Origin of the sequence: Sphingomonas sp. CARO-RG-8B-R24-01, assembly GCF_022662295.1 — a bacterium.
GTDB lineage: Bacteria > Pseudomonadota > Alphaproteobacteria > Sphingomonadales > Sphingomonadaceae > Sphingomonas.
The window spans coordinates 78306-100082 of the sequence record NZ_JAKNQI010000003.1 but is presented as its reverse complement, the minus strand read 5'-3'; the positions used below and the strand labels follow the sequence as shown (position 1 = coordinate 100082).

Sequence of the window (21777 nt, the reverse complement as noted above, 5' to 3'; positions counted from 1 at the left end):
AGGAAGTGCCACTCGACTGAGGAAAAGGGGGGCTCGCATGTACCATCCCGATCTCATCCGCCACCCCGATGGCTGTCCCGCGCTCGTGCTCAACGCGGACTACACCCCGCTGAGCTATTATCCGCTGTCGGTCTGGCCATGGCAGACCGCGATCAAGGCGGTGTTCCTCGACCGGGTCGACATCGTCGCGGAATATGAACGCGAGGTGCGCAGCCCGACGCAGCGGATCAAGCTGCCCTCGGTCATCGCGCTCAAGCAATATGTCCGGCCGAGCGCCTTCCCCGCCTTCACCCGGTTCAACCTGTTCCTGCGCGACAAGTTCACCTGCCAATATTGCGGCGCGGGGCATGAGCTGACCTTCGACCACATCGTCCCGCGTGCCCAAGGCGGGCGGACGACTTGGGAAAACGTCGCCACCGCCTGTTCGCCGTGCAATCTCAAAAAGGGTGGCCGCACCCCGAAACAGGCGGGCATGCCGCTCCATATCGACGCAATCCGGCCGACCAGCTGGCAGTTGCAGGAGCATGGCCGGCGCTACCCGCCGAATTTCCTGCACGATACATGGCACGACTGGCTCTATTGGGACGTTGAGCTCGAGGCTTGACGTGTCTTGCACGCTCGCCGACCCTTTCGGTCCGGGAGACGACGATGCAGCATATGGGTGTTTTGGGGCTTGCCGCCCTTTTGCTGGCGACGGCGGCGTGCCAGCAGCCGACCGCGAGCGATGATGTGCTCGCCGATTTCGAACCGCCCACGCTCGCCAAGCGCGATGAGGTGCGCCAGTTGCTCGAAAAGCGCTTTGCCGAACGGGACGTCGACGGCGACGGCCGGCTGACCAAGATGGAACTGGGCAATGCCCGCGCGGATCGGATCGCCCGCGCGGATACCGACCAGGATGGCGCGATAAGCCGCAGCGAATTCGTCGCGCGCGGGCTCGCCCGGTTCGATCGGGCGGATGCCAATCATGACGGCATGGTCACCAACAAGGAACAGGATGCCGCGCGTTCCGCCGACGGCGCGACCGCGACGCCGGCGCAAACCCGCGCACAGTGATGGTTGACCCGGGGGGTGTTGCGATGCAGCATCCCTCGCATGGCTGACCTCCCCTCGATCACCAACAATCCCGACATCCGCTTCCTGGGCAAATTGCTCGGCGACGTGATCCGCGCCTATGGCGGCGAAGCGCTGTACGCGCGTACCGAATCGATCCGGGCGGCTTCGGTCGAACGGCACCGCGGAGCGGATGCGGGCGACACCGCCGACCTCGGGCTCGACCAGCTCGACCTGGACGAGACGCTCGATTTCGTCCGCGGCTTCATGCTGTTCTCGATGCTCGCCAACCTCGCCGAGGATCGCCAGGGAATTGCCGCCGAACAGGGGGCCGACCTTGCCTCCGCGCTGGAGCGGCTGGCGGGGGAAGGGATCGACCGGCCCCGGGCGATCGCACTGCTGCAGCACGCGCTGGTCGCCCCGGTGCTGACCGCGCATCCGACCGAGGTGCGGCGCAAGTCCATGATCGACCACCGCAACCGCATCGCCGCGCTGATGCAGCTGCGCGACGGCGGCGCGACCGACACGCCCGATGGCGACGATATCGAGGAAGCGATCCTCCGCCAGATCGCGCTCCTGTGGCAGACCCGCGTGCTGCGGCGCGAACGGCTGTACGTCACCGACGAGGTGGAAACCGCGCTCAGCTATCTGCGCGACGTGTTCCTGCCAGCGCTGCCCGCGCTGTACCAGCGCTGGGACCGGGCGCTGGGCGGGCGGACGCCCGGCTTCCTCAAGCCCGGCAGCTGGATCGGCGGGGATCGCGACGGCAACCCGTTCGTCACCGCCGACAGCCTGCGCGCCGCGCTGGCCAAGGCGAGCGAGGCGGTGCTCGGTTATTACCTGGAGGGCGTCCACGCGCTCGGCGCGGAACTGTCGATCTCGACCAACCTCGCCCCGGCCGACGCCGCGGTCGCGGCGCTGGCGGATGCGAGCGGGGACACGTCCGAAAGCCGCAGCGACGAGCCGTATCGCCGGGCGCTGTCGGGGATCTATGCCCGCCTCGTCGCGACGCACCAGGCGCTGACGGGCAAGCCGGCCCCGCGCCTCGGCCCGCTCAAGGGCGAGCGCTACGCCGATCCGCAGGCGTTCCGCGCCGACCTCGTCGTGATCGCGCGGGCGCTGGCGGCGGGGGGAGACGGCGCGCTGTCGTCGGGTGGTGCGCTCGGACGGCTGATCCGCGCGGTCGAAACGTTCGGCTTCCACCTCGCCACGCTCGACCTGCGGCAGAACAGCGCGGTGCTCGAACGCGTGGTCGCCGAACTGCTCAAGGTCGCCGGCGTCGAGGACGACTATCTGGCGCTGACCGAATCGCAGCGCGTCTCGCTGTTGCGGCACGAACTGTCCAACGCCCGCCCGCTGGGGAGCGCGTTCGCGGCCTATTCGGACGAGACACAATCCGAACTCGCGATCCTGCGCGCCGCCGCGACCGCGCACGCGACCTATGGCACGGCGTGCATCGTCCAGCATATCGTGTCGATGGCGCAATCGGTGTCGGATCTGCTCGAGCTCAACGTGCTGCTCAAGGAGGTCGGCCTGTATCGCCCGCATGGCGACACACCCGATGCCGCGATCATGGCGGTGCCGCTGTTCGAGACGATCGGCGACCTGGAAGCCGCACCCGACATCATGACCGAATGGTTCGCGCTGCCCGAGGTGCGCAGCGTGACCGCCAAGCGCGGCTATCAGGAAGTCATGATCGGCTATTCCGATTCGAACAAGGACGGCGGCTACCTCACCTCGACCTGGAGCCTGTCCGAGGCGTCGACCGCGCTGCGGGGCGTGTTCGCCGAGACCGGTGTCGGGATGCAGCTGTTCCACGGGCGCGGCGGCGCGGTCGGGCGCGGCGGCGGCTCGGCCTTCGCGGCGATTCGCGCGCAGCCGTTCGGTACGGTGCAGGGACGCATCCGCATCACCGAACAGGGCGAGGTGATCGCGGGCAAATACGGCACGCGCGAAAGCGCGATGACCAACCTGGAGGCGATGGCGTCGGCGACGCTGCTCGCCAGTCTCGAGCCGGAGCCCTTGTCCGCCGCCGACACGCGGCGCTTCGCTGCCGCGATGGACCAGCTGTCGACCAGCGCGTTCGAGGCGTATCGCGGGCTGGTCTACGGGACCGAGGGGTTCCGCACCTTCTTCCGCGAGATGACGCCGATCGCCGAGATTTCCGGGCTCAAGATCGGCTCGCGTCCCGCGAGCCGGACCAAGAGCGACCGGATCGAGGATTTGCGCGCGATTCCCTGGGTGTTCAGCTGGGCACAGGCGCGCGTGATGCTGCCGGGCTGGTACGGCGTGGGGCAGGCACTCGACTCGTTCGCGGACAAGGGACTGCTCCGCGAGATGGCGCAGGGCTGGCCGTTCTTCGCCGCGACGCTCGCCAATATGGAGCAGGTCATCGCCAAGTCGGACATGGGCATCGCCGCGCGCTACGCCGCGCTGGTCGAAGACCGGGCGCTGGCGGACGCGATCTTCCCGCGGATCGCGGGCGGGTGGCGGCAGGCGCATGACGGGTTGCTTGCCGTGACCGGGCAGTCCCGCCTGCTCGAGGCGCATCCCGCGCTGGAGACGTCGATCCGGCTGCGCCTGCCCTATATCGAACCGCTCAACCGGTTGCAGATCGAACTCATCAAGCGCCGCCGTGCGGGCGACGCGGACGAGCGGATCGGTGAAGGCATCCTGCTGTCGATCAACGCGATCGCGACTGCGCTGCGCAACAGCGGGTGATGCGCTTCCCCCGCAACCTACTTCTGCTTCCCCGGCGAAGGCCGGGGCCCAGTCGAGGAACAGAAGATTGCGGGCGGGGGCGCTCCCTTACCTCGGTCATCGCGACTGGGCCCCGGCCTTCGCCGGGGAAGAAAGTAAGGGGAACGCAATCTGACGTCAGCACCCGCATGAGGCGTCAGGCGACCACCGGCGCGCCATCGTCCGGCACCACGCCAGCAGGCTCGCCCCGCGAATACAGCCCGACCAGCACGCCAGCGCCGATCACATGCCCCGCAATCGCATTGAGCACTGCCCCGCGCCCCGGCCCGTCACCCAGATCCTCCGCCACGCAATCGAGCGCGAACAGCTGGAAGACATAGCGGTGATCGCCATGCCCGGTGGGCGGATCGGGCGCGAGCCAGCCCTGCGAGAGATAGGAGTTGCGCCCGACCCCGCTGCCATCGGGATGCGCATCCGCGACGATCGCGCCTTCCTCGATCCGCCCGGCGTCGGCGGGCAGGCCCCACAGGATCGCATGCACCAGCGGCGCGGGCGTCGGCGAATCGGCATCCTCGACCACCAGCGCGACGCTCAGCGTCCCCGCCGGCACCGCGCCCCAGGTCAGCGGCGGCGAAACGCCGTCGCCGTCGGCGGTAAAGCGCGGTGGAATGCGCCCTTCGTTCGCGAACGCCGGACTGGTGACCTCGATCGTCGCGAAATCGCGACCGAGCACCGGCTCCGCGATGATGAGCTTGTCCGCGCCCGCGCGCACGTTACGCAGCGCATGACCGAGCCAGTGGGGAAGATGTTCGAGCATCGGATCAATCCTTGAAACCTGAAGCTTCAAGCCTCCGCAGCCCCAAGCGGTTCCGTCAGGCGGATAAAAACGGCGCGGCGATCTCGTCCCGCACCCGCAGCAACCGCCCGGTCACGCGGTCGATCAGCGCCCAGGTCGTCACCGCCTGCACCTTCACCTTGCCGTCCGCGCCGAGGAAGCGGACATGCCGGTCGAACCGCGCGCCAGTCGGCGGCGCGGGGACCCAGGTCTCTCCGGTGACGGTCTCGCCCGCCGCGACATTGCCGCGATAATCGATCTCGTGCCGGGTCACGACCCAGACATAGGCCGCCTGCTGCTCGGGCGGCGCGACCGCTTCCCAATGCGCGACCGCGATTTGCTGGATCCAGCGAACCCACACCGCATTGTTGACGTGGCCGAGTTCGTCGATGTCGTCGGGCGTCGCAGTGATCAAAAGCGTGAAGCGCGTCATGCCGCCTGTGTGCGCCGCCCGCGCCACCAATGCCAGAGGCCGAGCAGCAGCGCGATCGCGACGATCACCCCGCCGACGATCAGGATCGCATGTTTGTCGGGGAGGAAGCGTTCGATCAGTTTCTCAAAACTGTGCCCGAACAGATAGCCGATCCCGGTGAACACGATCCCCCAGACGATCGCCGCGACGAGATTGATCATGACGAACAGCTTGGTCGAGACCTTGGTCGTCCCGATCGCGATCGGGCTGATCGTGCGGAAGCCGTAGATGAAGCGGAAGGCGAAGATGAACCCGATCGGATAGCGTTCGAGCAGCCCCAGCGCGCGTTCGAAGACCGGCTTCTCGCGCGCGCGGCGGACCCACGGCTTGTCGCGGAAATACCGGCCGAGCGAGAAGAAGATCTGGTCCGCGACGAACGACCCCGCCGCCGCCGCCACCATCGCGCCGGGGAGCGGGAACAGCCCCTTGTGCGCGAGCAGCCCGCCCGCGACGACGACGGTCTCGCCCTCGATCCCGGCGCCTGCGAACAAGGCGATGAGGCCGTAATGCTGGATGATGGATTCGATCGACATAGGCGGCTTAAAGCCGCGCGCGCCCCGATGTTCCCCGGCGATGACAGGGGCCGGGGCGAAGCGCGCCGCGTCCGTTCCTTTGGATGCCGCGCCTTCGCATGGCTTCTGCAAAACCTAGCTGTTCTCCCGCGAAGGCGGGAGTCCAGGAGTCGCGAGAACTGCAAGCCATTGTTTGGCTTGGCTCTGGATTCCCGCCTGCGCGGGAAAACAGCAAAGGACGGGCCGGTAAACCGACTTTCTCGGAGGCCATACGCTCGCGGGAAAACGGGCGACGGTCGTTTCGCTTACCCCTCGATGCCGAGCTGCCACAGCACGAACGCATGTTCCTCCGCGCCCTCGCGCAGCGATTCGAACCGCCCCGACTTGCCGCCATGCCCCGCGCCCATGTTGGTCTTGAGCAACAGCACGTTGTCGTCGGTCTTGGTCGCGCGGAGCTTGGCCGCCCATTTCGCGGGCTCCCAATAGGTCACGCGCGGATCGTTGAGCCCACCCGAGATGAACATCGGCGGATAGGCCTGCGGCTTGACCTGATCGTAGGGCGAATAGCCGCGGATCAGCTCGAACGCCGCCTTGTCCTCGATCGGATTGCCCCATTCGGGCCATTCGCCCGGGGTCAGTGGGAGTTCTGCATCGAGCATCGTGTTGAGCACGTCGACGAACGGCACGTCCGCGATCACCGCGCCCCACAGCTCGGGATCGGAATTGACGACGGCCCCCATCAGCTCGCCGCCCGCCGAACGCCCCGCGATCGCGATCTTGCCCGCGGAAGTCCAGCCGTCCGCGACCAGGCCCTTGGCGACATCGACGAAATCGTTGAACGTGTTGGCGCGCTTTTCGAGCTTGCCGTCGAGATACCATTGCTGGCCGAGATCGTCCCCGCCGCGAATATGCGCGATCGCATAGGCAAAGCCTCGATCGAGCAGCGACAATCGCCCGGTCGAGAAGCCCGGCGGAATCGCGTAACCATATGCGCCGTAAGCATAAAGGAACAACGGGCGCGACCCGTCCTTGGGGAAGTCGGCGGGATAGACGATCGATACCGGCACCTCGGTCCCGTCACGCGCGGTGATCTTGAGGCGTTCGGTGCGATACTTGGCGGCCTGATAGCCCGACGGAATTTCCTGGACCTTGAGCGTCGTCAGCTCGCCGGTTGCGACGTCATAGTCGTACTCGGTCCCCGGCGTGACCATCGATTCATAGCCGACGCGCAGCACGTCCATCGCATATTCGGGATTGTTGCCGAGCCCAGCGTCATAGCTCGCCTCGGGAAAACGGATCCGTTGGGGCGCGATTGCGTCGTCGTAGCGGTGGATCTCGATCTGATCGAGCCCGTCCTCGCGCCCGTCGACGATGAAGAAATCGCGGAAACAATCGATCCCGGTCATGTAGAAATGCCGCGACGGCGCGATCTTCTCGACCCATTCGCCCGGCGAGGAGATATGCGCGGTGCACAGCCGGAAATTGGGGTCGGTGTCGTTGGTGTGGATGAACAACGTGTCGCCGTGCATGTCGACGTCATATTCGCGCCCCACTTGCCGCGCCGACACCAAGAGCGGCGTCGCGAGCGGATCGGTTGCGGGAAGCAGGTAGATTTCGCTCGTCACATGGTCGCCGCTCGACAGCACGATCCACTTGCGGTCGCTCGTCTCGCTGACGCCGACGCGGAAGCCTTCGTCGGCCTCCTTGAACAGCTCGATATCGTCCGCGATCGGCGTGCCCAGCCAGTGCAGCCGGGCGTTGTCGGTGCGCCACTGGTCGTTGGCGAGACCGTAGAGGAAGCCCTTGTCGTCCGCGGTCCAGACGATCTCGGACAGCATCCCCGGGATCACATCGGGCAGATGCTCGCCGGTGGTCAGGTCCTTGACGCGAATCTCGAACCGTTCCGAGCCATTGTCGTCGATCGCATAAGCGAGCAGCCGCCCGTCATTGCTGATCGAGAAGGCGCCCAAGCGGAAATATTCCTTGCCCTCCGCCAGCACCGGCTCGTCGAGGATCAGTTCGTCCTTGCTCGTATCGGTGGCCGCGGCGACCGGGCGACGCCACCATTTGCGATACTGCCCGCCGGTCTCGAACGCGGTCCAGTACAGCCAGTCGCCGTCCTTCTGCGGGACCGAGGAATCGTCTTCCTTGATCCGCCCCTTCATTTCTTCGTAAAGCCGGTCGACCAGCGGGCGATGCGGCGCCATCACGCTTTCGAAATAGGCGTTTTCCGCCGCAAGATACGCCAGCACGTCCGGATCGGTCACCTCGGGATAGCCAGGGTCCTTGATCCAGGCATAGGGGTCTTCGATCGTGATGCCGTGCGCAGTGAAGCTGTGCGCGCGTTGCTCTGCAACAGGGGGCGTCGGGAGCGTGGAGGGCGATGGGCTCTGGGTCATTCCCGTCTCTTAAGCGTGCCGGTGCGGCTTGTCGAAGCCCTGCGAAACGAACGGTCCTCAAACCGGTGCGGTTGACATGGGTTGGTGACGTCCTGATTGCGGGAGACGACATGGCCTGTGGGGTGACACAGGAACATGCTAGCACCACAACTCGCTTTCCAGTGTCTTGAGGATTCGCCGATCAACCAGCCCCACCGACCGCCCGTCTCATGTTCAGCGGCGGTCCGCGATGCCTGACAGGCGCGCGACGTTCCTCGAGAAACTGCCCCTGCTCGCGGCACGGCCAGTGCTCCGCTATGCGCTCGCGGCGGCGCTGTCGGTCGGCGCGTGCGGGTTGCGCAGCGGGCTCGACCCGTGGTTTCCGCCGGGCTTCCCGTTCCTCACCTTCTTCCCCGCCGTCATCCTGTCCGCCTTCATCCTCGGACGCGGTCCGGGCATTCTCTCGGCGATCCTGTGCGGGTTGATGGCGTGGTATTATTTCATCCCGCCCTTTTTCAGCTTCAACATTGGGCAGGGGACGACCACCGCGCTTGGTTTTTATGTGGCCGTGGTGGTGGTGGACATCACGCTGGTCCACTGGATGCAGAACGCCAACCACCGGCTGCGCCGCGAACGCGAGCGCGGCCATGCGCTCGCCGAAACCAGCGCGCGGCTGGCCGAACGCAACGAGCTGCTGTTCCGCGAGCTCCAGCACCGCGTCTCGAACAACATCCAGATGGTCGGCGCGATGCTGACGCTGCACCGCCGCGGGGTCGACCATGATCTGGCGAAGAAGGCGCTTGACGATGCCGCCGCGCGGATCGGGCTGATCGGGCGAATCCAGCGGCAGCTGTACGACATCGACGGCAAGAATACCGATCTCGCGGCGTTCATGCAGGCGCTGATCAACGATCTTGCCGAGTCCGACGGCCGCGTCGGCATCCGCTACGATGTCGCGGTCGCGCCCGGAATCGTGCTGCACCCCGATGCGCTGATCCCGTTCGCGCTCATTCTCGCCGAAGCGGTCGCCAATGCGAGCGAGCACGGCTTCGCCGATCGCGCGACGGGGGTGATCCGGATCGCGCTCGACCATGCGCCGGACGGCATGGTCCTGCGGGTCAGCGATGACGGCGCGGGGCTGCCCGCGGGGTTCGCGGTCGCGGGCAGCACCAGCCTCGGCCTCAAGATCGCGCTCGCGCTCGCACGGCAGCTCGACGGCACCTTCGACGTGCTGCCCGCGAGCGGCGGTGGCACGTCGAGCGTGCTGACGATCCCCGACCGGGTCGCGCTGCCGGACGGGTGAGGCCGGGGGCCGGTCCGCCGGACTTGCGATCTACCCTCCCGTCACCCCGGCGCAGGCCGGGGCCGCCACGTTGAAGCACGTGACCGAGGATGCAGCGCCTCGTCGCCCACTCGCGCCCGGGCAACCAGACGGCCCCGGCCTTCGCCGGGGTGACGGACGAGACGACGCCTTCACCACCGCCCCCGAGGTTCCCCTCGCAACCTGCCGACGGCTGGCCTATTCTGCCCGGCCAATATCCCAGCACTGCCGGAAAGCCCTTGCCGATGTCCACCCACGCCGCCCGCCTCGCTGCCTTGCGCGACCAACTTCGCCGCGACCGGCTCGATGGCTTCGTCGTCCCGCTGACCGACGAGCATATGTCCGAATATGTCGGCGGCTATGCGCAGCGGCTTGCCTGGCTGACCGGGTTCCAGGGCTCGGCCGGGAACGCGGTCGTCCTCCCCGAGGCGGCGGCGATCTTTACCGATGGGCGCTACACGCTGCAGGTGCGCGAGCAGGTCTCGGCGGACGATTGGCAGTTCGTCGCGGTGCCGCAGACGAGCGTCGCGGCATGGCTTGGTGACCATGCCGCGAACGGCGCGCGGATCGGCTACGATCCGTGGCTCCACACCCGCGCCTGGGTCGAGGAAGCGCGCGCGAAACTCGCCGCCCGTGGCGCCGAGCTGGTCGCGGTCGATACCAACCCGGTCGATGCGGTGTGGCCCGATCGCCCGCTCCCCTCGCCCGCCCCGCTGACGGTGCAGGACGACGCGCAGGCCGGCGCGACCTCGGCCGCCAAGCGCGCGCAGGTCGCGGACTGGATCGCCGCCGAGGGGGCCGACGCAGTGGTACTGACCGCGCTCGATTCGATCGCATGGCTGCTCAACGTGCGCGGCCGCGACGTCGCGCACACCCCGGTCGCGCTCGCTTATGCGATCGTCGCGGCGGACGGCACCGCCGACCTGTTCATCGCGCCCGACAAATTGACCGACGCGGTCCGCCAGCATCTCGGCAACGCGATCCGGCTCCACCCGCGCGATGCCTTCGCCGAGGCGTTGCGCGGCCATGCCGGCAAGACGATCGCCGCCGATCCGAACGGCGCGGTCGCGGCGATCTTCGACACGCTCGAGGCGGGCGGCGCGACCGTGTTGCCGCGTCGCGACCCCGTGCTGCTCGCCAAGGCGACCAAGAACCCGGTCGAGATCGCCGGACACCGCGCCGCCTCGGTGCGCGACGGCGCGGCGCTCGCGCGGTTCCTGCGCTGGGTCGAGGCGGAAGCGCCCAAGGGCGGGCTGACCGAGCTCGATTGCGTCGCCAAGCTCCAGCACTTCCGCGCGGCGACCGGCGTGTTGCTCGACACCTCGTTCGACACGATCTCGGCGACCGGTGCGCACGGCGCGAGCCCGCATTACCATTCGACCCCCGAATCGAACGCGCCGCTCGAACTCGGGCAGCTGTATCTGGTCGATTCGGGCGGCCAATATGCCGACGGCACGACCGACGTGACGCGCGTGCTGCCGATCGGCACGCCGACCGCCGAAATGCGCGATCGCTTCACGCGTGTGCTCCAAGGCCATATCGCGCTCGCGACCGCTGTCTTCCCGGTGGGGACGACCGGCGGGCAGCTCGACGGCTTCGCGCGGCGCCCCTTGTGGCAGGTCGGGCTCGATTACGCGCACGGCACTGGCCACGGCGTCGGCGCGTATCTGTCGGTGCACGAAGGCCCGGCGCGAATCGCCCAGCCCTTCTATCCGGGCGGCGGCCCGGCCGAGCCGCTCCGCGCGGGCATGATCCTCTCGAACGAGCCGGGCTATTACAAGGCGGGCGAATACGGCATCCGGATCGAGAATCTGGTGCTGGTAGAGGAGCGCAGCTTCGCGCCGGACGGGGCGTTCCTTGGATTCGAGACGCTCACCTTCTGCCCGATCGAGCGCAGCCTGATCCTGCCCGAATTGCTGTCACAGGCCGAGCGCGCCTGGCTCGATGCCTATCACGCAGAGGTGCTGGCGGTGTTGAGCCCCGAACTCGACGCCGACGAGCGCGCATGGCTGACGGAGAAATGCGCGCCTATTGCTTGATGTCCTCGGCCGGCGGCGCGGGCCTGCGCCTTGCGCCGCTTCAGGTTTTCCCGCAGCGCCGCCGCCAGCCGCTCGGCCTTTTCGTCTTTTGTGTCGGCCATCGTGCATGTGCTCCTTGACATTCGCTGCTCAGCCGTCTCTTACGCCGCTTCCGCTGCAAAGTGGAATTGCTGCCGTAGCTCAGTGGTAGAGCGCATCCTTGGTAAGGCTGAGGTCGTGAGTTCAATCCTCACCGGCAGCACCAGTTTTCTTGACGACCGTGGCAGCGAATGCCCGACCGGGCATTCGCCGCCACGATGCCGCTGGCATTGCGAGGCCGCCGCCGGTATCGCAAGCGCGCGGACGGACGATCGTCCGTTTGACAAAGGGTAGCGCGATCGTGCCACGGGTTCAGCCGGGGTCTTCCGACCTTCTTTCCGACACGTTCGCGATGGTGCGGATCATCAACCTGCCGCACCGTACCGACCGGCGTACCGCTGCGGTTGCCATGCTGCGCGACGTCGGCGCGGTCGCGGACGGCCGGACGATCGCCTTCTTCGACGCCATCCGGCCCGACGACGCCGCGGGCTTCCCGACGATCGGGACGCGCGGCTGTTATCTCAGCCATCTCGGCGCGTTGCGCAGCGCGCGCGACGCGGGCGTCGACTCGCTCCTGCTGCTGGAGGACGACGTCGCCTTCTCGCGATCAGAGATCGCGCGCATGCCGGCGGCGCTCGCGGCGTTGCGCGGGGCGCCGTGGGACATGTTCTACGGGGGCTCGCCTGCGCGGGCAATCGCCACGCCCTTGTCCCCGGTCGCACCGGACGAGCCGCTACTGCTGGCACATTACATCGCCTTTTCGAAGCGGGCACTGGAACGGCTCGTTCCCTATCTGGAGGCGATTCTCGACCGCCCTCCGGGCAGCCCGGAGGGCGGTCCGATGCATGTCGACGGCGCCTATTCGTGGTTTCGCGCCGCGCATCCGGACCTGCGCGCCTTTGCCGCCACGCCGCATATCGCACACCAGCAATCGTCGCGCACCGACATCCACGATCTCGGGGCCAGCGACAAAAGTACGATGCTGCGACCGTTTCTTCAGGTCGCTCGCGCCATTAAGAACGGCCTCCGCAACCGCAGCTAGGGCCCGATCGATGCAACGCCCCGACAGAGTATCGTCCGGGCAGGTCCTGCCGATCGTGAAGGGGGTCGTCGGCCTGCTCGCGGCCGCCGTGCCTGCCGGCGTCTGCGCCCAGACCGCGCTCAGCTTCGACGCGGCGCAGGCGCGGTTCGACCGGACCTCGCATGCGGTCAGCGCGGCCGACCACGGCGTCGCCGCCGCGAAATCGGCGGCCGATGCGCTCAAGACGCTGCACCGCCCGATCGTCACCGCCGCGGCGCAATATCTCGAATATCAAAAGACGCTGTCGGTCGATCTGACCGGCGTGAAATCGGACACGCTGGGCAATACCCAGGATTTCCTCGCCGGCCTGCCCGGATCGGTCCCGCCGGCCTATCAACAGATCGCCAGCGAGATCACCGGGCGGCTGTCGCAGGCCCTGCCGGGCCTGTTCGAGGCGATCCCCGACCAACTGAGCTACCGCTTCCGCCAGGACGTGTTCCGCCCGACCGTGCAGGGGGCGATGCCGCTCTATACCGGGGGCGCGATCCCCGCGATCCAGGGGGCCGCGCAGGGCGGCGTCGCGATGGCCGAGGGCCGGCGCGCGCAGGCCGTCGATCTCGCGCGGATCAACCTCATCCGCGCCTATTTCGGACAGCAGGCCGCCGCCGGGCTGTACGACTCGGCCCGACGCAGCCGCGCGGCGCTCGATCAGGTGCTGGCCGATTCGCGCAAGCTCGAGGCGGCGGGGGTCATCCCGCACGCCCGCACGCTGGAGGTACAGGTCGCGCGCGATACCGCGGACCGCGTGTACCAGCGCGCGGACCTGTCCTATGCGACCGCGCGCGACGAACTGGCGCGGCTGCTCGATCTCGCGGGCGAGGCGTTGCCGACCACCGCGCTGTTCGTCCGCACCCGGCCGCTGGCGCCGGCGCAGACCTTCCTCGGCAACGAAGCCAGGACTCCCGAGACCCGCACCGCCGATGCCGGACGGCAGATCGCGGATGCCGGGGTCGCGCTGGCGCGGTCGCGCCGCCTGCCGCAAGCCTATGCGTTCGGGGAATATACCTTCAATCGCAACAACGCGCTGCCGATCGAACCCGATTGGACGGTCGGGGTCGGGGTCCGCTACACGCTGCTTTCCAACGTCGGGCGCAAGCAGACCGAGACCGCCGCGCGCGAACAGGCCGCCGCCGCCGCCGACACCGCCGCCGAGACCCGCCGCATCGCCACCAGCGCGACGCTGCGCGCGTACAATCTGGTCGAGGGCGCGCGGCGGTCGTTCGTGCTGCTTGACAGCAGCATCGTGGCGGCGCGCGAGAACGTCCGCGTCCAGGCGATTGCCTTTCGCGAGGGCGAAGGCACGGTGACCCCGGTCATCGCCGCGCAGGCCGCGCTGGATGCCGCCGAAGCCCAGCGCATTTCGGTGGCGTACGAATATGACCTGGCGCTGGCCGGGCTGCTCGCCTCGACCGGGCGGCTCGACGAATACAGCGCCTTTCTCGCGCAGGCGGATCAGCGCCTGGTCTATGGAGCCGGACGATGACCGCCCCCGCCGCCAAACCCGCCGCCAAACCCGCCCCCAACCCTGACGCACCCCCGAGCCGCCGCGCGCGCATCCTGCTCTTCGTCGGGCTGGCGATCGTCGTGGTGATCGTCGCGATCGGGCTGTGGCTGGCGAGCCGCCCCGCGCCCGAGCAGATCCAGGGCATGGTCGAGGCGGACAGCGTCAACGTCGCGACCAAGGCGCTCGCGCGGGTCGACCGGTTGCTGGTCGACGAGGGCGCGCGGGTTCGTGCGGGCCAGGTCCTCGCGACGCTGTCGAGCCCCGAACTCGGCAACGCCGAGCGCCAGGCGCAGGGCGTGCTCGACAGCGCGCGCGCCGTATCGGCGGTGGCGCAGGCGGGCGCGCGCAGCGAGGACGTCGGCTCCCTCCGCGCGATCTGGCTGGCGGCGCAGGCGGCGGCGGACCTCGGCGCAACCTCGAGCAGGCGCGCGGACACGCTGTACGCCGAGGGCGTGATCGCCGCGCAGCGCCGCGACGAGGCGCATGCCGCGCGCGACAGCAGCCGCCGCTCGGCGGAAGCGGCACGGCTGCAATATCACAAGGCGCTCGCGGGCACGCGGAGCGAAGAGAAACAGGCGGCCGCCGCGCAGGTGCGGATCGCGCAGGCCGGGCTCGCCACCGCGCAAGCGCTGGTCGGGGAGACGCGGCTGGTGTCGCCGATCGCCGGCGAGGTGTCGCGCAAGCTGCTCCAGCCCGGCGAGATCGTCAGCCCCGTGCTGCCCGCCTATCAGGTGATCGACATCGATCATCCATGGGTCGAAATCACCGTGCGCGAAAGCCAATATGCCGGGCTTCGCCAGGGCAAGACGCTGGTCGGCCACGTCCCCGCGCTGGCGCGCGACGTCGCGTTCCGCGTCAGCCATATTGCCCCCGAAGCCGCGTTCGCGACGGTCCGCGCGACGCGCCAGTCGACCGGCTATGACGTGCGGGCCTTTACCGTGAAGCTGAAGCCGGCCGGCCGGACGACCGATTTGCGCCCCGGCATGAGCGTGCTCTTCGACTGGGCGCGATGACCGCGTTCCGCCGCGCGCTCGTGGGCGAGCTGGCGCATCTCGCGCGCGACCGGTTCGACCTGGCGCTGTTGACGGTGCTGCCGCTGCTGTTCCTCGCGGCGATCGCGGGAATGCTGTCGGGTGGATCGCCGCGCGGGCTCGGGGTGATGATCGTCGACCGCGACCACAGCAGCGTGTCGCGCGCGGTGGTGCGCGCGCTCGGCACGGTCGACGCGCTGTCGGTGGTGGGGGAAACGAGCAGCGCGGCGGACGCCTTCGCCGCGGTCCGGCGCGAGCGTGCGGTGGCGGTGGTGATCCTGCCGCGCGGGCTCGGCCGGACGCGACCGGATGCGGTGCGGCCGACGGTCGAGATCTTCTACCAGACCGCCTTCCTGTCCACCGGTGCGCTGGCATCGGCGCAGCTGCAGGCGACGGTCACCGCCGAACTCGCGCGCCGCGTACCCGACAGCGCGGGGCTGCGCGGGATCGACCTGCTGCGTGCGCCGTTGCCGGGGGCGCAGGTCACCTTGCTGGGCAATCCCGGCGCGAGCCTCGAATGGTATCTCGGGCTGCTGATCGGCCCGGCGATCCTCCATCTGCTGATCGGGGTGACGACCGCCGCCTCGCTCGGGCGCGAACTCGATCACGGCTCGCTCGCGCGCTGGGCGACGACGGCGGGGTCGCCGGTCGCGGCGCTCGCGGGGCGGTTCCTGCCGCATGTCGCGATCGGCACGCTGTGGCTGGCGCTTTGGCTGTTGTGGCTGACGCTGGGCGAGGGCTACCGCTTCTCGGGCGCGATCGGGCTGGTCGTGCTCGGCGGCGCGCTGCTGTTCGTTGCGACGGCCCTGCTTTCCGCGCTGCTCGTCACGCTGACCGGCGAGGTTGCGACGAGCCTGTCGGTCAGCGTCATCTACGCCGGGTCCGCGCTGGCCTATTCGGGCACCTCGCTGCCGCTGACCGGCGGGGCGTGGTTCGCGCGGGCATGGAGCGCGGCACTCCCGCTGACCCATTATCTGACGCTGCAGATGGACCAGGCGATCGGCGTCACGCTGGGACGATGGGTCGGCCAGGCGGCGATCCTCTGCCTGTATCCGCTGCTCGCCGGCGGTGCGGTCGCGCTGGTACTGCGCCGCCAGCGCGGGCGTACGGCATGAGCTTCCGCCGCGCCTTCGAGGGCACGTTGCTCGAGATCCTGCGCACGCGCGCGCTGCTGTCGGTCGCGGTGCTGTCGGTGCTGTTCTACGCCTTCTACTATCCCGCGCCCTATGCGCATCAGGTGGTCGAGCGGTTGCCGGTCGTGCTGGTCGACGCGGATCACAGCGCCGTGTCGCGCGCGATCCTGCGCAACCTCGAGACCGCGAACGAGATCATCGTCACCGCCGATGTCCCCGACATGGCGGCCGCCCGCGCGATCGTCCGCGCGCGCCGCGCCGAGGGGATCCTGCTGCTCCCGCGCGGGCTCAGCGCGGCGTTGCTGGCCGGGCGGCCGGGGACGGGAATCGCGGTCTGGCTGAACGGCGCGTATCTGCTGCGCGCCGAGGCGGTCGGCAAGAGCATCGCCACCGCAATCGCGGCGACCGCGCAGCGGGGCCTGGCGCGCCTGCCCGACCGGCTGGCCACCGTGGCGCCGGCCGTCAGCACGCATCCGCTGTACAACACGACCGAGGGGTATCGCGATTACATCTTCCCCGCGGTCGCCAACGTGATTTTGCAACAGACGCTGCTGTTCTCGGTCGCGCGGCTCGTCGCGGAACGGCGGCGCAAGGGACGCTGGTCGCGCGGGGGGCGCGCGTTCGTCGGAACATGGGCGGCATGCACGACGATCGGCACGCTGGCGGCGTTGCTGTATTTCGGGCTGGTCTTCTGGTTTCAGGATATTCCGCACGGCGGCAACATCCCCGCGCTGCTGCCGGTCGCCCCGCTGTTCGCCGCGACCGTGGCGGCGCTCGCGATGCTGGTCGGCAGCGTCGTGCGCAGCGGCGACGATGCGCTCAAGCTGCTGATCCCGACGTCGATCCCGTTCGTGTTCCTGACCGGATTCGCCTGGCCGCTGTTCGCGATGCCGCCGTGGGTGCAGGCGATCGCCTGGACCATCCCGGTGACGCCGGCGATGCACATCTTCGTGCCGCTCAACCAGATGGGCGCGACGCTCGGCGAGGTGCGCGGGGCGGTCCTGGTGCTGCTGGCGCAATGCGCGATCTTTGCATTGGTGGGCTACGTCCGGCTCGCGACGGCGCGGGTTTCACCGAGTGAGCCGATCACGGTTTGAGAAATTCCCGCCTTTCCTCATTGGCCTGACCGTCCTATCGGCCCGGGGAAGACCGACGCGCCGGCATGGCGCGGACAGACTAGCCGTGCCGCGTGCGGCACGCCGGAGACTTTACAATGCGCACCAAACGCCCAGACGGCATCAAGGACTATACCGGCCCCGCCGGTGGCTGGGGGGCACTCAAGGCGGTCGCCATCTCGCTGAAGGCGCAGCAGATCGTCAGCCGGGGCGCGCAGACGCTACTCAAGTCCAACCAGCCCGACGGCTTCGATTGCCCGAGCTGCGCATGGCCCGACCCCAAGCACACCAGCTCGTTCGAATTCTGCGAGAATGGCGCCAAGGCAGTCGCGTGGGAATCGACCGCGAAGAAGATCGGCGCGAAGTTCTTTGCCGAGCATAGCGTCGAGGATCTGTGGAAGCAGAGCGACCATTGGATCGAGGACCAGGGCCGCGTCACCGAGCCGCTGCGCTACAATGCGGCGACCGGCCATTACGACGTGGTCGGCTGGGACGAGGCGCTGAGCGAGATCGGCGCGGGGCTCGCCGCGGTGCCGGATCCGGACCAGGCCGAATTCTACACCTCGGGCCGCTGCTCGAACGAAGCCGCGTTCCTGTTCCAGCTGTTCGTGCGGCTGTACGGCACCAACAACTTCCCCGACTGCTCGAACATGTGCCACGAGGCGACCTCGGTCGGCCTCCCCAAGTCGATCGGGATCGGCAAGGGCACGGTCAGCCTCGACGATTTCGACCATGCCGACCTGATCCTGTCGTTCGGCCACAACCCCGGCACCAACCATCCGCGGATGATGGCGACGCTGCGCGACGTCGCGCGGCGCGGGGGAAAGATCATCGTCTTCAACCCGCTCAAGGAACGCTCGCTCGAACGTTTCGAATCGCCGCAGTCGGTGGTCGAGATGGCGACGATGTCGGCAACCCCGATCGCGACGACCTATCTCCAGGTCAAGATCGGCGGCGATGCCGCCGCGATCAAGGGCATCGCCAAGGCGCTGCTCGTGCTCGACGATGCCGCGCAGGCGGCAAAGGCGGCGGGTGCGGCGTCCGAGCCGGTGCTCGACCATGCGTTCATCGCCGACCATACCGCCGGGCTCGACGCGTACAGCGCCGACCTGCGCGACACGCGCTGGGAAACGATCGAGCGCGACAGCGGCTTGACGCGCGCCGAGCTCGAGGGCGTCGCGCAGATCTATGCCGCGTCCAAGGCGACGATCGCCTGCTACGGCATGGGCATCACGCAGCATCGCAACGGCACGAGCAACGTCCAGCAGATCGCCAATCTGCTGCTGCTGCGCGGCAACATGGGCCGTCCGGGCGCGGGGATCTGCCCGCTTCGCGGCCATAGCAACGTGCAGGGCGACCGCACGGTCGGCATCACCGAGCGCCCGAAGCCCGCCTTCCTCGACCGGATGCGCGACGTCTTCGGGTTCGAGCCGCCGCGCGGCGACGGGCATTCGGTAGTCGAGAGCATCGCCGCGATGCGCGACGGCAAGGCGCGCGCGATCGTCTGCCTCGGCGGCAATCTCGCGATCGCCTCGTCCGATCCGCAGGCGTGCGTCGAGGGGTTCCGCAACATGGATCTCGCGGTGCACATCACGACCAAGCTCAACCGCACGCACCTGCTGATGGCCAAGGCCACCTATGTCCTCCCGTGCCTCGGCCGGACCGAGCTCGACACGCAGGAGACCGGGCCGCAGTCGGTCAGCGTCGAGGATTCGATGTCGATGGTCCACGCCTCGCGCGGGTTCCTGAAGGCGCCGGGCGAGCATGTGAAGTCCGAGATCTGGATCGTCGGGCAGATCGCCAAGGCGACGCTCAAGGGCAAGGGCGGGATCGACTGGGATGCCTTCATCGGCAATTACGACCTGATCCGCGACAAGATCGAGGCGGTCTTCCCCGACTTCGCCGACTATAACCGCCGCGTGCGCGAGCCGGGCGGGTTCCATCTGCCCAATTCCGCCGCGCTGCGCGTGTGGAAGACCGACAGCGGCAAGGCCAATTTCATCCCGACGCCGCGCAAGGACGATTCGGCCGCGATCGACCCGTCGGTGCTGCGCCTCACCACGCTGCGCGCGCATGACCAGTATAATACGACGGTCTACAGCCTCGACGATCGCTATCGCGGGGTGTTCGGCCGCCGCGACATCCTGTTCATGAACGACGCCGACATGGCGCGTCTCGGCTTCGCCGAAGGCGACGTCGTCGATGTCGCGACCGCGCTCGAATTCGCCCGCGCCGACCGCGTGGTACAAAAACTGACGGTGGTGCGTTACGCGCTGCCAGAGGGATGCTGCGCATCCTATTATCCGGAGACCCAACCCTTGATCGCGCTCGAAGACCATGATCCGCAAAGCTTCACCCCGTCGTACAAGTCGGTGCCGGTGACGATCCGCCCCGCCGCCGCCGACATGGGCGCCGAAATCGGCGTCGCCCGTGCGGGCGTCGTCGGTCATGCGAAGCGTATTCCGGCATGAGCGCTGGCTACGCGTCGACGATCGACACCTACGCCAAGCTCGCCGCGACCAAGGCAGCGGCGCTCCGCCGCTCGCCCGCGGGCTTCTTCGTCGGCGCGATGCTGGCGGGGACGTATATCGGGATCGCGATGATCCTGGCGCTCAGCACCGGCGCGGGGCTGCCCGCGGGCGTCCGCCCGCTGGTGATGGGCGGGACGTTCGGGATCGGCCTGATCCTGACGGTGTTCGCGGGTGCCGAGCTGTTCACCGGCTATGTCATGTATCTGGGCTTCGGGCTGGCGCATCGCACGATCACGCTGTGGGAAGCGGTGCAACTGATCGTCGTCGTGTGGATCGGCAACCTCGCCGGCGGGATCATCCTGTCGCTGGTATTCGCCGCCGGCGGCGGTGGCGCGGTGTTCGCCAATGCCGACTCGATGTTCCACGCCTATGTCGCGCACAAGGTCGAGGCGAGCGCGTTCGCGCTGCTGGCGCGCGCGATCCTGTGTAACTGGCTGGTCTGCCTCGCGATCTGGACCGCCGCGCGGATGCAGGGCGATGCCGCCAAGTGCATCGCGATGGCATGGATCCTGCTCGCCTTCGTCGCGGCCGGGTTCGAGCATTCGGTCGCCAACATGACCGGGCTGACGCTCGGCCTGCTGGTCGATCATCCCTCGGTCACGCTGATCGGCGTGGTGCGCAACCTGGCGATCGTGTCGCTCGGCAACGCGATCGGCGGGCTGGTGTTCGTCTGCGGCGGCTATCTCATGGCGGCTCGCACCGACGCCGTGGTCGTCGCCAAGTAAAGGATCCCGCCATGCCCGGCCCCCGTCTGTTCGAACCGCTGACGATCGACGGGCTGACGCTCGCCAACCGCATCGTCATCGCGCCGATGTGCCAATATTCGGCGGTGGACGGGTGCATGACCGACTGGCACCTGATCCATCTCGGGCAGCTCGCGCTGTCGGGCGCGGGCCTGCTGACGATCGAGGCGGCGGCGGTCGTCCCCGAAGGGCGGATCACCTATGCCGACGTCGGCCTGTATGACGCTGCGACGCAGGCCGCGATGGGCCGGACGCTCGACGGCATCCGGCGGCATTCGGACATGCCGGTCGGGGTCCAGCTCGCACACGCCGGGCGCAAGGCATCGACCGACCTGCCGTGGCACGGCGGCGCGACCATCGCGCCGTCATCGCCCAATGGCTGGCAGACGGTCGCGCCCTCGCCGCTCGGCTTCGGCGCGGACGACACGCCGCCGGTAGCGCTCGACCGCGACGGGCTGGCGGCGCTGCGCGATGCGTTCGCCGCTGCGGCGAAGCGCGCGGCCGAACTCGAGCTGGATCTCGTCCAGTTGCACGGCGCGCATGGCTATCTGCTCCACCAGTTCCTCTCGCCGCTCTCCAACCGGCGCGACGACGCGTACGGCGGCAGTCTCGAAAACCGGATGCGCTTCCCGCTAGAGGTGTTCGACGCGGTGCGCGCGGCGTTCCCGGCGGGCAAGCCGGTGACGATGCGCGTCTCGGGGACCGACTGGGTCGAGGGTGGCTGGACGATCGACCAGACCGTCGCCTTCGCGCAAGCGCTGGAAGCGCGCGGGTGCTCGGCGATCCACGTGTCGAGCGGCGGGCTCGACGCGCGGCAGGCGATCCCGGTCGGGCCGGGCTACCAGGTGCCGCTCGCGCGCGCGGTCAAGCAGGCGGTCGGGATCCCGGTCGTCGCGGTCGGGCTGATTACCGAACCCGACCATGCCGAGGCGATCGTCGGGACGGGCGACGCCGACCTCGTCGCGGTCGCGCGGACGATCCTCTACGATCCGCACTGGCCGTGGCACGCCGCCGCCGCGCTCGGCGGGACGGTGGTGGCGCCGAACCAGTATCTCCGCTCCCAGCCGCGCCAGTACAAGGACCTGCTGCAGCCTCCCGTGGCGCGGTAGCGATTCCCGACGAACCCGAGAATACGCTTCCCCGGCGAAGGCCGGGGCCCAGCAGTGAGGCGGGAGAGTGCGGGCGACCGCGCTTCGTTACCAAAACCGGCGCGACTGGGCCCCGGCCTTCGCCGGGGTAGAAGTTTTGGTTCAC

At 68.7% G+C, this 21777-nt stretch carries 18 protein-coding genes and 1 tRNA gene; 14 read left to right on the top strand and 5 right to left on the bottom strand.

Annotated features, from left to right (window positions below; all coding sequences use genetic code 11):
• Positions 1 to 37: 37 nt before the first annotated feature.
• The 3 genes from L8G49_RS08335 to ppc are packed head-to-tail and all read left to right on the top strand — an operon-like array spanning position 38 to position 3771.
• Positions 38 to 604, top strand: coding sequence for an HNH endonuclease (locus L8G49_RS08335; protein WP_010162002.1), 567 nt, complete (start codon positions 38 to 40; stop codon positions 602 to 604).
• Positions 605 to 648: 44 nt separating this feature from the next.
• Positions 649 to 1053, top strand: coding sequence for a calcium-binding protein (locus L8G49_RS08330; RefSeq protein ID WP_242184066.1), 405 nt, complete (start codon positions 649 to 651; stop codon positions 1051 to 1053).
• 39 nt (positions 1054 to 1092) lie between these two features.
• Positions 1093 to 3771 carry a phosphoenolpyruvate carboxylase gene (gene ppc, locus L8G49_RS08325; RefSeq protein WP_242184064.1) on the top strand — a complete coding sequence of 893 codons (2679 nt, stop codon included), beginning with the start codon at positions 1093 to 1095 and terminating at the stop codon, positions 3769 to 3771.
• A 175-nt stretch (positions 3772 to 3946) separates the two neighbouring features.
• Here the strand turns inward: ppc and L8G49_RS08320 are convergent, their stop codons facing one another.
• From L8G49_RS08320 to L8G49_RS08305, 4 genes are all read right to left on the bottom strand, one after another.
• Positions 3947 to 4567 (bottom strand): YbhB/YbcL family Raf kinase inhibitor-like protein, encoded by a 621-nt coding sequence (locus L8G49_RS08320; protein ID WP_242184059.1) that lies wholly within the window; start codon positions 4565 to 4567, stop codon positions 3947 to 3949.
• Positions 4568 to 4622: 55 nt separating this feature from the next.
• Entirely contained in the window at positions 4623 to 5018 is a 396-nt protein-coding gene (locus tag L8G49_RS08315) for an acyl-CoA thioesterase (protein ID WP_242184058.1), read from the bottom strand.
• On the bottom strand, positions 5015 to 5590 hold the full coding sequence (locus L8G49_RS08310) for a DedA family protein (RefSeq protein WP_242184057.1): 576 nt from the start codon (positions 5588 to 5590) through the stop codon (positions 5015 to 5017). Before L8G49_RS08310 ends, L8G49_RS08315 begins: the two co-directional genes overlap by 4 nt.
• 284 nt (positions 5591 to 5874) lie before the next feature.
• Positions 5875 to 7968, bottom strand: coding sequence for a S9 family peptidase (locus L8G49_RS08305; RefSeq protein WP_242184056.1), 2094 nt, complete (start codon positions 7966 to 7968; stop codon positions 5875 to 5877).
• Positions 7969 to 8197: 229 nt separating this feature from the next.
• Between L8G49_RS08305 and L8G49_RS08300 the strand changes: the two genes are divergently transcribed.
• Both L8G49_RS08300 and L8G49_RS08295 read left to right on the top strand, forming a co-directional pair.
• A complete protein-coding gene (locus tag L8G49_RS08300; RefSeq protein ID WP_242184055.1) occupies positions 8198 to 9250 on the top strand; it encodes a DUF4118 domain-containing protein in 1053 nt (350 codons plus the stop codon).
• A 263-nt stretch (positions 9251 to 9513) separates the two neighbouring features.
• A complete protein-coding gene (locus tag L8G49_RS08295) occupies positions 9514 to 11307 on the top strand; it encodes an aminopeptidase P family protein (protein ID WP_242184054.1) in 1794 nt (597 codons plus the stop codon).
• Here L8G49_RS08295 and L8G49_RS08290 read toward each other — a convergent pair.
• Positions 11220 to 11408, bottom strand: a complete 189-nt coding sequence (locus L8G49_RS08290; protein ID WP_242184053.1) for a hypothetical protein — start codon at positions 11406 to 11408, stop codon at positions 11220 to 11222. The genes L8G49_RS08295 and L8G49_RS08290 overlap by 88 nt on opposite strands.
• A 68-nt stretch (positions 11409 to 11476) precedes the next feature.
• On the opposite strand from L8G49_RS08290, the gene L8G49_RS08285 reads away from it, so the two are divergent.
• The 9 genes from L8G49_RS08285 (at position 11477) to L8G49_RS08245 (ending at position 21632) form a co-directional block, all read left to right on the top strand.
• Positions 11477 to 11551: transfer RNA gene (locus tag L8G49_RS08285), tRNA-Thr, on the top strand.
• Positions 11552 to 11686: 135 nt separating this feature from the next.
• Complete coding sequence (locus tag L8G49_RS08280) at positions 11687 to 12427, top strand: hypothetical protein (protein WP_242184052.1); 741 nt, start codon at positions 11687 to 11689, stop codon at positions 12425 to 12427.
• Between the two features lie 10 nt (positions 12428 to 12437).
• Entirely contained in the window at positions 12438 to 13949 is a 1512-nt protein-coding gene (locus L8G49_RS08275) for a TolC family protein (protein ID WP_242184051.1), read from the top strand.
• On the top strand, positions 13946 to 14983 hold the full coding sequence (locus L8G49_RS08270; RefSeq protein ID WP_242184050.1) for an HlyD family secretion protein: 1038 nt from the start codon (positions 13946 to 13948) through the stop codon (positions 14981 to 14983). Before L8G49_RS08275 ends, L8G49_RS08270 begins: the two co-directional genes overlap by 4 nt.
• Entirely contained in the window at positions 14980 to 16116 is a 1137-nt protein-coding gene (locus L8G49_RS08265; RefSeq protein WP_242139843.1) for an ABC transporter permease, read from the top strand. The genes L8G49_RS08270 and L8G49_RS08265 overlap by 4 nt, the downstream gene beginning before the upstream one ends.
• On the top strand, positions 16113 to 17231 hold the full coding sequence (locus tag L8G49_RS08260; RefSeq protein ID WP_242184049.1) for an ABC transporter permease: 1119 nt from the start codon (positions 16113 to 16115) through the stop codon (positions 17229 to 17231). Before L8G49_RS08265 ends, L8G49_RS08260 begins: the two co-directional genes overlap by 4 nt.
• 116 nt (positions 17232 to 17347) lie before the next feature.
• On the top strand, positions 17348 to 19720 hold the full coding sequence (locus L8G49_RS08255; protein ID WP_242184046.1) for an FdhF/YdeP family oxidoreductase: 2373 nt from the start codon (positions 17348 to 17350) through the stop codon (positions 19718 to 19720).
• Positions 19717 to 20505, top strand: coding sequence for a formate/nitrite transporter family protein (locus L8G49_RS08250; protein ID WP_242139846.1), 789 nt, complete (start codon positions 19717 to 19719; stop codon positions 20503 to 20505). Before L8G49_RS08255 ends, L8G49_RS08250 begins: the two co-directional genes overlap by 4 nt.
• A gap of 11 nt (positions 20506 to 20516) precedes the next feature.
• On the top strand, positions 20517 to 21632 hold the full coding sequence (locus L8G49_RS08245) for an NADH:flavin oxidoreductase/NADH oxidase (protein WP_242184044.1): 1116 nt from the start codon (positions 20517 to 20519) through the stop codon (positions 21630 to 21632).
• Positions 21633 to 21777: the final 145 nt, after the last annotated feature.

What these genes read in the sequence shown, in the direction of transcription:
- L8G49_RS08260 (WP_242184049.1), top strand. Translation starts at nt 16,113, where the DNA reads ATGAGCTTCCGCCGCGCCTTCGAGGGCACGTTGCTCGAGATCCTGCGC.
- L8G49_RS08310 (WP_242184057.1), bottom strand. Translation starts at nt 5,590, where the DNA reads ATGTCGATCGAATCCATCATCCAGCATTACGGCCTCATCGCCTTGTTC.
- L8G49_RS08290 (WP_242184053.1), bottom strand. Translation starts at nt 11,408, where the DNA reads ATGGCCGACACAAAAGACGAAAAGGCCGAGCGGCTGGCGGCGGCGCTG.
- L8G49_RS08320 (WP_242184059.1), bottom strand. Translation starts at nt 4,567, where the DNA reads ATGCTCGAACATCTTCCCCACTGGCTCGGTCATGCGCTGCGTAACGTG.
- L8G49_RS08300 (WP_242184055.1), top strand. Translation starts at nt 8,198, where the DNA reads ATGCCTGACAGGCGCGCGACGTTCCTCGAGAAACTGCCCCTGCTCGCG.
- ppc (WP_242184064.1), top strand. Translation starts at nt 1,093, where the DNA reads ATGGCTGACCTCCCCTCGATCACCAACAATCCCGACATCCGCTTCCTG.
- L8G49_RS08330 (WP_242184066.1), top strand. Translation starts at nt 649, where the DNA reads ATGCAGCATATGGGTGTTTTGGGGCTTGCCGCCCTTTTGCTGGCGACG.
- L8G49_RS08305 (WP_242184056.1), bottom strand. Translation starts at nt 7,968, where the DNA reads ATGACCCAGAGCCCATCGCCCTCCACGCTCCCGACGCCCCCTGTTGCA.
- L8G49_RS08275 (WP_242184051.1), top strand. Translation starts at nt 12,438, where the DNA reads ATGCAACGCCCCGACAGAGTATCGTCCGGGCAGGTCCTGCCGATCGTG.
- L8G49_RS08255 (WP_242184046.1), top strand. Translation starts at nt 17,348, where the DNA reads ATGCGCACCAAACGCCCAGACGGCATCAAGGACTATACCGGCCCCGCC.
- L8G49_RS08250 (WP_242139846.1), top strand. Translation starts at nt 19,717, where the DNA reads ATGAGCGCTGGCTACGCGTCGACGATCGACACCTACGCCAAGCTCGCC.
- L8G49_RS08335 (WP_010162002.1), top strand. Translation starts at nt 38, where the DNA reads ATGTACCATCCCGATCTCATCCGCCACCCCGATGGCTGTCCCGCGCTC.
- L8G49_RS08295 (WP_242184054.1), top strand. Translation starts at nt 9,514, where the DNA reads ATGTCCACCCACGCCGCCCGCCTCGCTGCCTTGCGCGACCAACTTCGC.
- L8G49_RS08270 (WP_242184050.1), top strand. Translation starts at nt 13,946, where the DNA reads ATGACCGCCCCCGCCGCCAAACCCGCCGCCAAACCCGCCCCCAACCCT.
- L8G49_RS08315 (WP_242184058.1), bottom strand. Translation starts at nt 5,018, where the DNA reads ATGACGCGCTTCACGCTTTTGATCACTGCGACGCCCGACGACATCGAC.
- L8G49_RS08245 (WP_242184044.1), top strand. Translation starts at nt 20,517, where the DNA reads ATGCCCGGCCCCCGTCTGTTCGAACCGCTGACGATCGACGGGCTGACG.
- L8G49_RS08265 (WP_242139843.1), top strand. Translation starts at nt 14,980, where the DNA reads ATGACCGCGTTCCGCCGCGCGCTCGTGGGCGAGCTGGCGCATCTCGCG.